The sequence below is a fragment of the Acidovorax sp. KNOB132 genome (genome assembly GCF_057541515.1).
The window spans coordinates 48602-61776 of record NZ_BAAJYT010000007.1 but is presented as its reverse complement, the minus strand read 5'-3'; the positions used below and the strand labels follow the sequence as shown (position 1 = coordinate 61776).

Here is a 13175-nt window from a genome sequence, read left to right as displayed (position 1 = left end):
CGGATTGCGCGGCGGCAGGGGGGAGGGGGGGCAGGGCGCCGGACAGGGGGGCCGGCGACGAGGGCGCGGAGGTGGGGGAGGGCATGCCCGCATTGTGGCAAAGGCCACGCACCCTTTTGGCGGGCCGCGCGCGAAACCCCTGCGCTATCCTCCCCGCATGCTCGACACCCAACGCATCCGCGCCGTCACCCTCGACCTGGACGACACGCTCTGGCCCATCTGGCCCACCATCGCCCGCGCGCAGGCCGTCCTGTGCGCCTGGCTGCAGGACCGGGCGCCCGCAACCGCCGCGCTCCTGAGCGACCCCGAAGCCGCCGCCGTGCTGCGCAGCCAGGTCGTGCAGGCGCATCCGCAGCTGTCCCACGACCTGAGCGCCCTGCGCCGCGAGAGCATCCGCGCCGCGCTGCGGCAGGCAGGCGACGACACCGCGCTGACCGACGGCGCCTTCGATGCCTTCTTCGCGGAGCGCCAGCGCGTGCAGCTGTACGACGACGCCATCGCGGCGCTGGAATTCCTGGCCGTGCGCTATCCCCTGGCGGCCCTGTCCAACGGCAATGCCAACCTGGACCTGATCGGCATCGGCGCCTATTTCCAGGCCCGCATCAGCGCACGCGAGTTCGGCATCGCCAAGCCCGATCCGCGCATCTTCCATGCGGCCGCCGAGGCCCTGGGCGTGCCGGCCGCCAGCGTGCTGCACGTGGGCGACGATGCCACGCTGGACGCGCACGGTGCCCTGGGCGCGGGCATGCAGGCGGTGTGGATCAACCGCGCCGAGGCGGCCTGGCCGCACGACGGCGAGCCGCACGCCACGGTGCCCGATCTCACCGAGCTGTGCCGGCTGCTGGCGTGACGGCCGCGCTCGCGGCCTTGGGCGCATGAACGCCCGGGCCCTGGCGGCAAGGGTGTGGATCCGCCGCTAACCGCCCAATGGAGGCGCCGATGCGTGGCCGCGCAGGGTGGGGCGGGTAGGCCCGATGGCTTTCCCGCAGGGGCATCCGCACGGGGATGATTGCTGAAGTGCTATTAAATCAATAGCTGCAAGGGCAATGAGTACTAGGGCATGGGCCGCTTTTCACTCTGAATGGCAGTGCGCAGCATGAAAGCGCCTGTGCGGCGGGCGGAACACTACGCCTGCTCCAAACGGGCGAGGTACGCCGCGACCCGATCATCATGATCGTCGGTGGCCCCGCCACCGAACCAGAAGGCCCGGGCGGCGCTGAGGGGCTGGCGGACGGGCTCGAGCGCGCGGGCGACCGTTCGAAACGGCCGCAACGCATCGGTTTCGTCGGGCGAGCCCCAGATCGGGCGATCGCCGGCCGTGATCGAGAGAAGGTGGGGGGATCGCTCGATCGCGATGTCGGGGTCGCGGGCCAGCTCGGCCAGGGCGGGTTCGATCCGGTCCCAGTATTCGCGGCCGATGAATGTTCGCCAGCCCACATCGGCAATACCGGCTTCTTCTCCCGCCTTCCACCGATGCGGTGAACCGTCCCTGCGAAGCGCGGGCTCCACCATGTCGGCGTCGGTGCTGAACGCGGCACGATGGCGCTCCGGATCGGCGCTCAACAGGAACCTGAGGCTGCTTTTGTGGGGTGGGAGAAATCGTCCCATGCCCATCGTGCCGCTGATGGTGGGCAGTTCCATCAAGGTCGCGCTGACCTCCTGCGCGAAGCCGTGCCAATGGGGCGAGTCTTGCGGTATCGCGGTCTCCAGAAAGAAACGGTCGCTGCGCTGCTCGATGCCGAAGAACGGCAAGCCGGGGTGCGGGAAGTCGGCGAGCGCGTGGCCGTAGCGGCGCAGGCCCTCGCCATACGGGGTTCCGCCGTCCCGGGCGAGATAGGCGCGGCCGTCGTTCAGGATGCGCGGCGTCGCCGGGCGGATCTTGCCCTTGTAGCCGGGAAAGTGGTACGAGGTTTCGTTCGCCGACGTGCCGAAGCGCGCTTCGAACTGGGCGTAGAGCTTGCGAAGGTGCGGGGCGATGGTCGGGGCGTGGATCGTGCCCTCCACGATCGCGATCGACCGGAACGCGGGCACGGCCACCGGTTCGTTTTCCCACATCAGAAACTCACGCATCGGTTGCCTCCCTCCCCATTTTTCCGTACCGGGGGTGTTGTGCGGAATGGCGGAATCTATCGCAGATCTTTCGGCGGGTGTTACGCCATCCCACACAACGCAAGCCCGCGGAGTGAAACCCAGCGACCAGCCATGCAGAATGTCCCACAAGGGTTTTCAATCAATGGAGGAGTTTGGCATGCATCGACTCGATACGGGGCGTATTTTTCAACGATCGACACACGACGTCTGGCTGGCGAGTTGCCTGGTGGCATTCGGGTTGACGGCCTGTGGCGGCGGATCGGGATCCACCACGGTCACTCTGTCCGATGCCCTGAAGGTCGACACCACGTACGGCGAAGCCGGGGTGGCCACCTTCCCGCTCGGCACGCCATCCTTCGCCAGCCTGGGCGTGCAGCCGGATGGCAGGCTGCTGATTGCGGGCAGCAGGGTCGCGGTCCCCGCAGCCCCTTCGGGTTTCGGATCGCTGCCCGCCACGCAGACCTTTGTCGTCCGGATGGGCGCCGACGGACATGTCGACAGGGGCTTCGGCCAAAACGGCGAAGCACGGTTTTCCGTCAAGGGATACGAGTCGCTCGGCGATGTTCGACTCCAGGCCGACGGCAGAATCCTGGTGGCGGTTCAGGCACACGAGCCGTGTTTCTCACCGTCCTACCAGACCCGGTGCCTGACGGCGTCCGGGGAGCCCGGCACATGGCACCACACCGTGGTCGGCCTCACCGCGAACGGGGCGGTCGACAGCACGTTCGGCACCCAGGGCGTTGCGGAGGGATTCGTCTCCACCAATCTCAACACCCTGGCGCTGGCGATCCAGCCCGATCAGAAACCCGTTCTGCTGACGTCCAACGACCGCCCCATCCTGCAAGTGTTCGGCCGTTCTTTGCGCCGCCTGTCTGCGGACGGAATCCCCGATGCCGCGTTCAATCAACCGACGGCATCGCAGCCGCCTGCGCCCTGCGAGGCCAGCGGCGCGGCGGTGCTGGCGCTGCGCAACGGCAGCATCGTCACCGCAGGCCAACTGGGTGGCCGGATCTACGCAGACCCCCGATCCGACCCCGGGCTTTGCGTCGCGGTGCACGCGGGCGGGACGCAAGCGCAGACCTCTGGTGGCTGGACATCCTTCGGGGCGGAGTTGAAGGAATACCAACTCGCGCCTCATCCCGATGGCGGATTTGTCGTCGCCGCCAGAACCTGCGCGGGCAGCGACTGCCAGCTCAGCGTCGCCAAGTTCAGTGCCAATGGCGCGCTCGACACGTCCTTTGGCGAGCAAGGCATCGAGCGCGTGGTGCTTCCTGCCAACTATCGCCTCAAATCCTTCTTCGTCCAGAGCGACGAAAGCATGAAGGCCTTCGGCGCCATCGAGGAAGGCGCGGCAGCGGGCACCGCTGCACGCCGGTTCCGTGCGGTGTGGACGAGCCTGACGGGCAACGGTGCACTGGCCAACAATGACACCAACGTGGCGACTTCCATTCAGGACCCGCCGACCAGCGCAGAGCCGCGCGAGGTGCTCCGGGACGGCGCGGGGCGCTGGCTCGTGATCAGCTCGGAGGAAGACAGTGCGCGCAACCTGGTGCTGAGGGTCGTGCGCACGCTGGGCACGTCCACCGGCCGTTCGTAAAACCGCTAGGCCGCGAGGAAGTCCCGGATCGCGAACAACGTGGCGTCCGGCGCCTCCGTCATCTGGTGGTGGCCGACCGGCAGGCTCGTCACCTGCACCGCCTTGCCGGCCGCGCGCGCCGCCGCGATCAGGCCCTGCGCCGCCTTCGGGTTGGTCATCTGGTCCTGCGCGCCCAGGGCGAACAGCACCGGGCAGGTGATCTGCGCGATGGCCGCCTCGCCGCCCGCATAGCGGTCGCAGGCCAGAAAGCCGCGGTGGAACACGTTCACGGCCGGGTTGCTGCGCAGCACGCGGCGACCCAGGGCCATGCCCGCGCCATAGGCCCAGAAGCCCGCGCCCGAGGGCGAGGCCAGCGTGCTGCGCGAGAACACGTTCACCATGCGCAGCGCCTTCTCGGGCGTGTTCAGGGCCGACTCGATGAGGGCGGGGGACACCCTCATCGGGTAGGCGGTGCCCACCAGCACCAGGTGCGTGATGCGGTCCTGCAGGCGGGCGGCGGCCTCCAGCGCGATCAGCGATCCCCAGCTGTGCCCCACCAGCGCGGCGCGGGCCACGCCGGCCGCATCCAGGAGCGCGGCGATGAAGCCGGCCGCTTGCTCGACGCTTTCGGGCGCATCGCCCTCGCTGCGGCAGTGGCCCGGCAGGTCCACCGCCAGCACGTTCCAGCCGTGGTTGGCGAAATAGCGGCTTTGCAGCGCCCATACGCTGTGGTCGTTGAGCACGCCGTGGATGAAGACGACGGTCGGCTTGGCCGCGTCGAACGCCTTGCCGCCGGTGTAGCAATAGGTGCCGTGGCCGTTGACGGTGATGCGCATCACGCACCTGCCTTTTCTGCGGCTTTCAGCGCGCGCTGCAGGTCGTCGATGAGGTCGTCCGCGTCTTCCAGGCCGATCGACAGGCGGATCGTGCCCTGCGAGATGCCGGCCTGGGCGAGCGCCTCGTCGCTCATGCGAAAGTGCGTGGTGCTGGCCGGGTGGATCACCAGGCTGCGGCAGTCGCCCACGTTGGCCAGGTGGCTGAAGACCTTCAGCGTCTCGATGAACTTCTTGCCCTGCGCGCGGTTGCCCTTCAGGTCGAAGCTGAACAACGATCCCGCGCCGCGCGGCAGCAGCTTTTGCGCCAGCGCGTGGCTGGGGTGCGAATCGAGCATCGGGTGCCCCACGCGCGAGACGAAGGGGTGGCTGGCCAGGAACTCCACCACCTTCTGCGTATTGCGCATGTGGCGCTCCATGCGCAGCGGCAGCGTCTCGATGCCCTGCAGGATCAGCCAGGCCGTGTGCGGGCTCATGCACGCGCCGAAGTCGCGCAGGCCCTCGCGCCGCGCGCGCAGCAGGAAGGCGCCCACGGTGCTTTCCTCGGTGAACACCATGTTGTGAAAGCCGTCGTAGGGCTGCGTCAGTTCGGCGAAGCGCCCCGCGGTGCGCGGGCCCTCCCAGTCGAAGCTGCCGCCGTCCACCACGATCCCGCCGATCACGGTCCCGTGGCCCGACAGGAACTTGGTGGCCGAGTGGTACACCAGGTCCGCACCGTGCTCGAAGGGCCGCATGAGCCACGGCGAGGTGAGGGTGGAGTCCACCAGCAGCGGCACGCCGGCCTCGTGCGCGATGGCGCTCACCGTGGGAATGTCCAGCACGTCCAGGCCTGGGTTGCCCACGGTCTCGCCGAAGAACAAGCGGGTGTTGGGCCGCGCCGCGGCGCGCCAGCCGTCGATGTCGCCCGGGGCGACGAAGGTGGTCTCGATGCCGAAGCGTGCCAGCGTGTAGTGCAGCAGGTTCTGCGATCCGCCATACAGCGCGGTGCTGGCCACGATGTGGCCGCCCGCGCCCATCAGCGTGCAGATCGCCAGGTGCAGCGCGGCCTGGCCGCTGGCCACCGCGATGGCGCCCACGCCGCCTTCCAGGGCGGCCACGCGCTGCTCCAGCACGGCGTTGGTGGGGTTGCTGATGCGGCTGTACACGTGGCCCGGGCGTTCCAGGTTGAACAGCGCGGCCGCGTGGTCGCTCGACTCGAACACGAACGACGTCGTGAGGTGGATGGGAACGGCGCGCGCCCCGGTGGCCGGGTCGGGCGAGGCGCCCGCGTGCAGCGCCAGTGTATCGAAGCCAGGGTCTGAGTAACCGGGCATCCGTGTCTCCTCTGTAGGGGGGTAAGCGCCGCATTGTGGGCTATATTGCGCAGGATTCAGCCAGCAGCGCCCTGGCGCGCACCACGGAGACCTCCCCCATGAAAGTCAGCGACATCCTTCGCGTCAAAGGCAACACCCTCTACACCGTCAACGCCGACGAGCCGCTGTCCCAGGCCGCTGAAATCATGTCCGAAAAGGACATCGGCTCGCTCGTGGTCATGGACCTGGGTGACCTGGTGGGCATGCTCACCTTCCGCGAAGTGATCCAGGCCGTGGTGAAGAACGGCGGTTCGGTCGGCACCCTGCTCGTGCGCACGGCCATGGATGACGCCCCGCTCACCTGCACGCTCGAGACCGACATGGACGAGGTGCGCCGCATGATGCTCAACCGCCATGCCCGCTACATGCCGGTGATGGACAAGAAGATGCTCATGGGCGTGATCAGCTTCTACGACGTCGCCAAGGCCGTCGTGGATGCCCAGAACTTCGAGAACAAGATGCTCAAGGCCTACATCCGCGACTGGCCCGAGGAAGACGCCCGCCCTGCGGTCTGATCGTTCCCTTCAAGCCCAACCGGCCCCATGCCGGGGTATCGATTGCCTGGTTTGCTATGTTTTTAATAGCATTTGGCGCGAGGTGGGATGGACCGGGCCGGGCCGCAAGGCTCGGTGATAATCGCGCCCCATGAGCGGCAACACACTCGGCACCCTATTCGCAGTCACCAACTTCGGTGAATCCCACGGCCCGGCCATCGGCTGCGTGATCGACGGCTGCCCCCCCGGCATGCCCCTGTCCGAGGCGGACATCCAGGCCGACCTGGACCGCCGCCGCCCTGGCACCAGCCGCCACGTCACCCAGCGCAACGAGGCCGATGCGGTCGAGATCCTCTCTGGCGTGTACGAAGGCAAGACCACCGGCACGCCCATCGCCCTGCTGATCCGCAACACCGACCAGCGCAGCAAGGACTACTCCAACATCGCCGAGAGCTTTCGCCCTGGCCACGCCGACTACACCTACTGGCACAAGTTCGGCATCCGCGACCCGCGCGGTGGCGGGCGTTCGTCGGCCCGGCTCACCGCCCCCACGGTGGCGGCCGGCGCGGTCGCCAAGAAGTGGTTGTCCGAAAAATACGGCGTTCGCTTTCGCGCCTGCATGACGCAGATCGGCGAGCTGGCCATTCCGTTCGAAAGCTGGGACCACGTGCCCCAGAACCCGTTCTTCGCGCCGGTCGCCGACGTGTCCGCGTACGAAGACTACATGGACGCGCTGCGCAAGTCGGGCGATTCGTGCGGCGCGCGCATCCGCGTGCAGGCCACGGGCGTGCCGGTCGGCCTGGGCGAGCCGCTGTACGACAAGCTGGATGCCGACATCGCCCACGCCATGATGGGGCTCAATGCCGTCAAGGGCGTGGAGATCGGCGCGGGCTTTGCCAGCGTGGCGCAGCGCGGCACCACCCACGGCGATTCGCTCACGCCCCGGGGCTTTGCCAGCAACAACGCCGGCGGTGTGCTGGGCGGCATCAGCACAGGGCAGGACATCGAGGTGTCGCTGGCCATCAAGCCCACCAGTTCCATCATCAGCCCGCGCGAATCCATCGACGTGCACGGCCAGAGCACCGAGGTCATCACCAAGGGCCGGCACGACCCCTGCGTGGGCATCCGCGCCGCACCCATCGCCGAGGCCCTGCTGGCGCTGGTCGTGATGGACCATGCCCTGCGCCACCGCGGGCAGTGCGGCGACGTCGAGCCACCCGTGCCACCGATCCAGGCATCGTTTCTCTGAGCCCGGGGCCCTCGGGCGCCCGCGCCTCAGCGCGCGGCCGAGGCAGGCACGGGGGGGCGCCACAGGCACCGAAGCCGCCGGTGCACCGGGGGTTGCCGTGGCCGGTGCACTGCCCGTGGCGGTAACGGGGGCGGTGACAGGGACCGGTGCCGGCGCATGCTCCAGCCGGTACCAGCGCCAGGCGGCCACCGCCAGCACGGCGACGACCAGCAATCCCCCCGCCGCCAGCCACACCGGCCGGCGCGATTCGGCGAACGGATCGTCCAGCAACCGGCGTGCGTTGGCGGGCACGTGCGCCGTCTGCGACAGCGAGCCCCCCAGCCGCGTGTTGATGCGCATGCGGCCATTGATGGCCCAGCCGCTCGCGTCCAGGATCGGCCCCAGGCTGCGCTGGCGCAGCTTGAGCCACGCGATCAGCATGCTCGGCCCGGAAATGGCCAGCACGATGCCGACGAGCGCCAGCGGAATCCACACCCCCAGGTCCACGAACTTGCCGAAGATGCCCACCAGCACGGCGCTGATGCTGCCCAACGCCACACCGATCGCCGCCACCGTGCCCACGTCGGTGCGGCGCCCGGGCTCCACCACGGTGGAGGCAGCGGGCGTGGTGCCGCCAGCCTTGAGCGGCGTGTTGGCCAATTGCCCGGCCGTGGCGCCCAGGGACTTTTCCACCCGCGCATCGCTGGCCGAGGCCCGCTTGGCCACCTGCTCCTCGATCATCCGCAGGAATTTCTTGTAGGGCGAGAAGAACGCCTGCGCGATGCTGGTCGGGTTCTCGATCAGCTTGGTGATGGTGGCGTCCCAGTCGTGCCCCTGCCGGTCGTAGAAGACGCCGTTGCGCCCCACGAACAGAAAGTCCACGTCGCCCGCCGTGAACGCCGCCACGATGGTCATCTTCTGTCCCTTGCGCGTGCAGTCGCAGTAGGCCAGGTAGGTCTTGGCCAGCCCGGCGAGCTTGGCGTGCTTGCCCGCATCCGCCACCTGCACGGTCAGGTCGCAGCTGCGCGCGTCCAGGTACAGCGTGCCGGCCTGGAAGATCGCGCCTTCGCGCTGGTAGAACGCCGAGAACGAGACGAAGTTGTTCAGCAGCAAGAGCAGGTCGCGCCGAAAGCGCAGCAGCTTCTCAAGGTCCAGCATCTGCGTGTTGTGCGCCTTCTCGGCCTCGTCCTGCTCGATCAGGGCCATCACGCGCTCGCGCACGCCGCTCTCGTGCAACTGGCGGATGGCATCGTCCTTGAGCGCATCCAGCCGGGTGGCCGGCTTGTCGGCCAGCCATTGCTGGCAGGGGGCCAGGGCCTTCTGCACCTGCTCCCACTCTCGTTCGGTCAGCGCCTCGGCGGGGCGGCCGAGCAGCGGCTCCACCGCTTGCTCCCGGAAGGTCTGCAGGGCCTGTGCCCAGGCGGGATTGGTGCCGCGCGCCAGGGGCAGGGCGCCATGGGGCGTGATGGGCGCCAGGGGCAGGGCGGCCACCGCGCGGGACGATGCATCCAGATCAACCCCCGCCATCGCGGCGTATTCCTCCTGTGTGGGGTTGAGTGCCGCCGCCGCGCGCGGATCGTAGGCGGCGAGCCGGGACCGCGCGAAGAAATCGTCGATCTTGTGCCGCACCGCGTTCATCGCCTGCGTGGCGGCGAGCGTGCGATCGCCGAGCGCCAGTCCGGCGGTGCGGTCATTGGCCTGGGCCGACCAGTCGTGCCATTTCGCCACCTCGGCAAAGAAGGCCTCGGCATGCGCGCGGTCCACCCCTTTAAGGGCCTCCTGGGCGACGCCTTTCACGGGTTTCTGCTCGATGGGCACGCTGCCGTGCGTGGCGATGATCTGCTCGATGGCCTCCCGCGCCGGGGTGTCGTCCTGCGCCGTGTCCGGCGTGATCGCGCCATCGCCGTTGAAGCGCATGGCGCTCAGCTGTTCGCTGCGTTCCAGTACCTGGGCCAGCGCGATGGTGGTGGCCTCGGGCTGGTCGGCCAGCGCGAGGATGCGCCGCGCCTGCGCCACCAGCGCGGCACCCTCGTCCGTGGTGGCGTCAATGGCCTCCAGATCCAGTGCATCGGCCGGCCGGGCCAGCAGGTCGGGGTCGCCCAGCCGGGCACAGGCCCAGGCGCAGGCCGCCAGCAGTTCTGGCGGGCGGATGCGCCCGTCCTTGTCGGTGTCGATCAGGTCCAGCGTGCGTGGGTCGAACTCGATGCCGCGCGTGGGGCAGGCCAGGGCCACCCAGAGTTTCTGGTCCAGCTCGGCCAGGTGGGCGATGTCGGCGCCGGTGCGGATGGTGACCTGGTCCACGCCACCGGCGCGAAAGAATTGCCAGGTGTGGCGGTGGGCAGGCCCGCTGGGGGTCTGGGCAGCGGATGCGGGCGAAGTGGGATGGTTGGAAATCGGCGGCTGGGATTCCATGGAGCGAGGGCGGCGGACGCGGGTCGTAGCGAGGACGCCGGGCACGCAGACCGCTCCGGCGGACGAAGCGGCCCAGTTTAGAACGCAGAGGCGGCCACGTGTCCGCCTGCCTTGTCAGACAGAGCGCCGTTTTCGTTTGCTATGAAATCGATAGCTTTAGCCGCATGGTAGTCATGCAGTGAGGGCCCAAAAGACCCCATGCCATCGATTCTTACTTGCGCACTTCGTCCACGAGCGCGCGGAAGTCGTCGATGTCCTCGAAGCTGCGGTACACGCTGGCAAAGCGGATGTAGGCCACTTTGTCCAGCTTCTTGAGCTCGCGCATCACCCACTCGCCGATCTGGCTGGAAGGCACTTCGCGCTGCCCCAGGTTGAGCAGCGTTTCCTCGATGCGCTCGATGGCGCTGTCGATCTGCACCGTGCTGACCGGGCGCTTGCGCAGCGCCAGGTTGAACGAGGCCAGCAGTTTGGCCCGCTCGTATTCGATGCGCCGGCCGTCCTTCTTCACGATGGACGGAAAGTTCACTTCCGGCCGCTCGTAGGTGGTGAAGCGCTTGTCGCACGCGCCGCACTGGCGGCGGCGGCGCACGAAATCCCCGTCCTCGGCCACCCGCGTTTCCACCACCTGCGTTTCGGGGTGGCTGCAGAAAGGGCACTTCATCGGAAGGCCCTCCCATCATGCCGGCGGAGAAGGGCCGCCGAGAGGGCCGAGGCTGGCGCCAGCGCCCGTTCTGCCCCGGTTGGGCCAGGGCAGGCGGCGCTGAGCGGAGAGCGGGGCATGGATCAGCCGTAGACGGGAAAGCGCGAGGTCAGCGCGTGCACCTTGGCCCGCACCTCGGCCAGGTTGGCCTCGTCGCGCGGGTTGTCCAGCACATCGGCCAGGAGATTGGCGGTGAGGCGCGTTTCCTCTTCCTTGAAGCCCCGCGTCGTGATGGCCGGCGTGCCCACGCGGATGCCGCTGGTCACCATCGGCTTCTCAGGGTCGTTGGGGATCGAGTTCTTGTTGATGGTGATGTGGGCGTTGCCCAGGGCGGCTTCGGCTTCCTTGCCGGTGATGCCCTTGGCGCGCAGGTCCACCAGCATCACGTGGCTTTCGGTGCGGCCGCTCACGATGCGCAGGCCGCGCTCGATCAGCGTCTCGGCGAACACCTTGGCGTTCTTGGCGACCTGTTCCTGGTAGGCCTTGAAGCCCGGCTCCAGCGCTTCCTTGAAAGCCACGGCCTTGGCGGCGATCACGTGTTCCAGCGGGCCGCCCTGCAGGCCGGGAAAGATGGCGCTGTTGATGGCCTTCTCGTGCTCGGACTTCATCAGAATAATGCCGCCGCGCGGGCCGCGCAGGCTCTTGTGCGTGGTGGAGGTGACCACGTCGGCATGGGGCACGGGGTTGGGGTACTGGCCGGCGACCACGAGGCCGGCGTAGTGGGCGATGTCCACCCAGAAGATCGCGCCGATTTCCTTGGCGATCTTTGCGAAGCGCTCGAAGTCGATGCGCAGGGAATAGGCCGATGCGCCGGCGATGATCAGCTTGGGCTTGTGTTCACGGGCCTTGGCTTCGAGCGCGTCGTAGTCGATCTCTTCCTTGTCGTTGAGGCCGTACGAGACGATGTTGAACCACTTGCCGCTCATGTTCAGCGGCATGCCGTGCGTCAGGTGGCCGCCTTCGGCCAGGCTCATGCCGAGGATGGTGTCGCCGGGCTTGAGGAAGGCCAGCAGCACGGCCTGGTTGGCCTGCGAGCCGGAGTTGGGCTGCACGTTGGCGGCTTCGGCACCGAAGAGCTTCTTCACGCGGTCGATGGCCAGTTGCTCGACCACGTCCACGTTCTCGCAGCCGCCGTAGTAGCGCTTGCCGGGATAGCCTTCGGCGTACTTGTTGGTGAGCTGCGAGCCCTGGGCGGCCATGACGGCGGGGGATGCGTAGTTTTCGCTGGCGATCAGCTCGATGTGCTGTTCCTGGCGAACGTTTTCGGCCTGGATGGCGGCCCAGATTTCAGGGTCGGCCTGGCTGACGAGGATATTGCGTTGGTACATGTTGGCAGTCCTATGAACTGGTGTCCCTTGAAACAAGGGCTGCCCAGGCGAACGGCGGAACACAGCAGGCCTTTCAGCCCGTGCGGCACGCTCCCCAGTGGTTCACAGGGGGTGAACCCCTGTCGGTTTCCACGTCAGCGGCGGCAGTGGAGTGCCGCGCCTATCGCCAGTTGCGTACCCCGCGAGTGTAGCTGACCGCACCGGGCCTGGCGCCCGAGGATGTGAATCGATGCCCCAAGTCGGGCACCGTCGGTTCAAAGGTCGGAGAGAAGCGCCACCTTGTCGGCGCTGGCCTTGGGGGCTTCTGCTTCGGCGGCCGCCTTGGCGGGAACGGTCTGTGCCGGCGCCTGCGTGGAGAGCATCGGCGGGGCAGCCGGCGTGGCGGGAGCCGGCGGTTGCAAGGGCACCGAGCGGCCGCTGGCCACTTGGCGCAGGCGGAAGTGCTCGGCCAGCACCTTGGCGGCGTACCCGCCATCGTCGGGCAGATTGGCCGCGCCGACGTAGTAGCGCAAGCCGCCTTCGAGGGACCCGGCGCGGGTGATGCATTCCTGCAGCACCTTCACGCCCACGCGCAGGTTGCTCACCGGATCGAAGGCCGCGAAGTGGCCACCGAAATTCTGGTACTTGTCGGTGTGCACGTTCGTCATGACCTGCATCAGGCCCTGGGCGCCCACCGCGCTCTGGGCGAAGGGGTTGAAGCTCGATTCCACGGCCATGATCGACAGGATCAACGTGGGGTCCAGCTTGGTCTTGCCGCCGATTTCATAGGCTTCGGCCACCAGCACTGCCAAAGGCTCGGGCGCCACACGGTACTTCTTGCTGAGCCAGTAGGTGACAGCTGCCTGCTCCTTGGGCAGTTCCTTCGGATTGCTCGCCGTGGCGCGCTCGCTGGCTTCCGGCTCGATGGGCGTGCCCATGACCGCGACCTGGCGGGCTTGCAGCCAGCCCATCAGCTTTTCTTCTCCGGTCTGGCGCAGGTCGGGACGCGCGGTCAAAGTGATGACGGCAAAAGCGACAGCCAAGCCGAGGAGGGCGAAGCTGCTGTGGGTGATTTCAAGAAAACCGTCGATCACATCGGATGCGAACGTTCGCACTCCGGCGACCACTGTTCCTAACGCTGTCATGTAGCTTTTCCTTTCTGAGTCGAGGCCTGAGCAAGGT

The 13175-nt window shown here is 68.0% G+C and carries 10 protein-coding genes, 1 pseudogene and 1 riboswitch; of the genes and pseudogenes, 4 read left to right on the top strand and 7 right to left on the bottom strand.

Annotated features, from left to right (window positions below):
- Window positions 1-157: 157 nt before the first annotated feature.
- On the top strand, window positions 158-850 hold the full coding sequence (locus AC27IO_RS02515; RefSeq protein ID WP_498737112.1) for an HAD family hydrolase: 693 nt from the start codon (window positions 158-160) through the stop codon (window positions 848-850).
- Between the two features lie 275 nt (window positions 851-1125).
- On the opposite strand, the gene AC27IO_RS02510 is transcribed toward AC27IO_RS02515, so the two are convergent.
- Window positions 1126-2070 (bottom strand): hypothetical protein, encoded by a 945-nt coding sequence (locus tag AC27IO_RS02510; RefSeq protein WP_498737110.1) that lies wholly within the window; start codon window positions 2068-2070, stop codon window positions 1126-1128.
- Window positions 2071-2248: 178 nt separating this feature from the next.
- On the opposite strand from AC27IO_RS02510, the gene AC27IO_RS02505 reads away from it, so the two are divergent.
- Window positions 2249-3688: an NHL repeat-containing protein gene (locus AC27IO_RS02505; RefSeq protein WP_498737108.1), complete on the top strand. Its 1440-nt coding sequence runs from the start codon at window positions 2249-2251 to the stop codon at window positions 3686-3688.
- Between the two features lie 5 nt (window positions 3689-3693).
- Here AC27IO_RS02505 and AC27IO_RS02500 read toward each other — a convergent pair whose 3' ends face one another.
- A complete protein-coding gene (locus tag AC27IO_RS02500; RefSeq protein ID WP_498737106.1) occupies window positions 3694-4503 on the bottom strand; it encodes an alpha/beta fold hydrolase in 810 nt (269 codons plus the stop codon).
- A complete protein-coding gene (locus AC27IO_RS02495) occupies window positions 4503-5813 on the bottom strand; it encodes an O-acetylhomoserine aminocarboxypropyltransferase (RefSeq protein WP_498737103.1) in 1311 nt (436 codons plus the stop codon). The genes AC27IO_RS02500 and AC27IO_RS02495 overlap by 1 nt, the downstream gene beginning before the upstream one ends.
- A gap of 98 nt (window positions 5814-5911) precedes the next feature.
- Between AC27IO_RS02495 and AC27IO_RS02490 the strand changes: the two genes are divergently transcribed.
- Entirely contained in the window at window positions 5912-6367 is a 456-nt protein-coding gene (locus tag AC27IO_RS02490) for a CBS domain-containing protein (protein ID WP_272563967.1), read from the top strand.
- A 130-nt stretch (window positions 6368-6497) separates the two neighbouring features.
- On the top strand, window positions 6498-7595 hold the full coding sequence (aroC, locus tag AC27IO_RS02485; protein ID WP_284426557.1) for a chorismate synthase: 1098 nt from the start codon (window positions 6498-6500) through the stop codon (window positions 7593-7595).
- 72 nt (window positions 7596-7667) lie between these two features.
- On the opposite strand, the pseudogene AC27IO_RS02480 reads toward aroC, so the two are convergent.
- The 4 genes and pseudogenes from AC27IO_RS02480 to AC27IO_RS02465 all read right to left on the bottom strand — a co-directional run.
- A pseudogene (locus tag AC27IO_RS02480) lies at window positions 7668-9986 on the bottom strand (hypothetical protein); the annotation flags it as partial.
- Window positions 9987-10197: 211 nt separating this feature from the next.
- On the bottom strand, window positions 10198-10647 hold the full coding sequence (nrdR, locus tag AC27IO_RS02475) for a transcriptional regulator NrdR (RefSeq protein WP_272563964.1): 450 nt from the start codon (window positions 10645-10647) through the stop codon (window positions 10198-10200).
- Between the two features lie 122 nt (window positions 10648-10769).
- On the bottom strand, window positions 10770-12014 hold the full coding sequence (gene glyA / locus AC27IO_RS02470; RefSeq protein WP_498737100.1) for a serine hydroxymethyltransferase: 1245 nt from the start codon (window positions 12012-12014) through the stop codon (window positions 10770-10772).
- Between the two features lie 34 nt (window positions 12015-12048).
- Window positions 12049-12198: riboswitch (ZMP/ZTP riboswitch) on the bottom strand.
- A gap of 70 nt (window positions 12199-12268) precedes the next feature.
- The gene (locus AC27IO_RS02465; protein WP_284401787.1) at window positions 12269-13138 is read right to left on the bottom strand and encodes a lytic transglycosylase domain-containing protein; all 870 of its coding nucleotides are present in this window, start codon (window positions 13136-13138) and stop codon (window positions 12269-12271) included.
- Window positions 13139-13175: the final 37 nt, after the last annotated feature.

Bases quoted from the DNA above. Each gene is read 5' to 3' on its own strand.
- AC27IO_RS02515 (WP_498737112.1), top strand. From the start codon at position 158: ATGCTCGACACCCAACGCATCCGCGCCGTCACCCTCGACCTGGACGAC.
- AC27IO_RS02510 (WP_498737110.1), bottom strand. From the start codon at position 2,070: ATGCGTGAGTTTCTGATGTGGGAAAACGAACCGGTGGCCGTGCCCGCG.
- AC27IO_RS02505 (WP_498737108.1), top strand. From the start codon at position 2,249: ATGCATCGACTCGATACGGGGCGTATTTTTCAACGATCGACACACGAC.
- AC27IO_RS02500 (WP_498737106.1), bottom strand. From the start codon at position 4,503: ATGCGCATCACCGTCAACGGCCACGGCACCTATTGCTACACCGGCGGC.
- AC27IO_RS02495 (WP_498737103.1), bottom strand. From the start codon at position 5,813: ATGCCCGGTTACTCAGACCCTGGCTTCGATACACTGGCGCTGCACGCG.
- AC27IO_RS02490 (WP_272563967.1), top strand. From the start codon at position 5,912: ATGAAAGTCAGCGACATCCTTCGCGTCAAAGGCAACACCCTCTACACC.
- aroC (WP_284426557.1), top strand. From the start codon at position 6,498: ATGAGCGGCAACACACTCGGCACCCTATTCGCAGTCACCAACTTCGGT.
- nrdR (WP_272563964.1), bottom strand. From the start codon at position 10,647: ATGAAGTGCCCTTTCTGCAGCCACCCCGAAACGCAGGTGGTGGAAACG.
- glyA (WP_498737100.1), bottom strand. From the start codon at position 12,014: ATGTACCAACGCAATATCCTCGTCAGCCAGGCCGACCCTGAAATCTGG.
- AC27IO_RS02465 (WP_284401787.1), bottom strand. From the start codon at position 13,138: ATGACAGCGTTAGGAACAGTGGTCGCCGGAGTGCGAACGTTCGCATCC.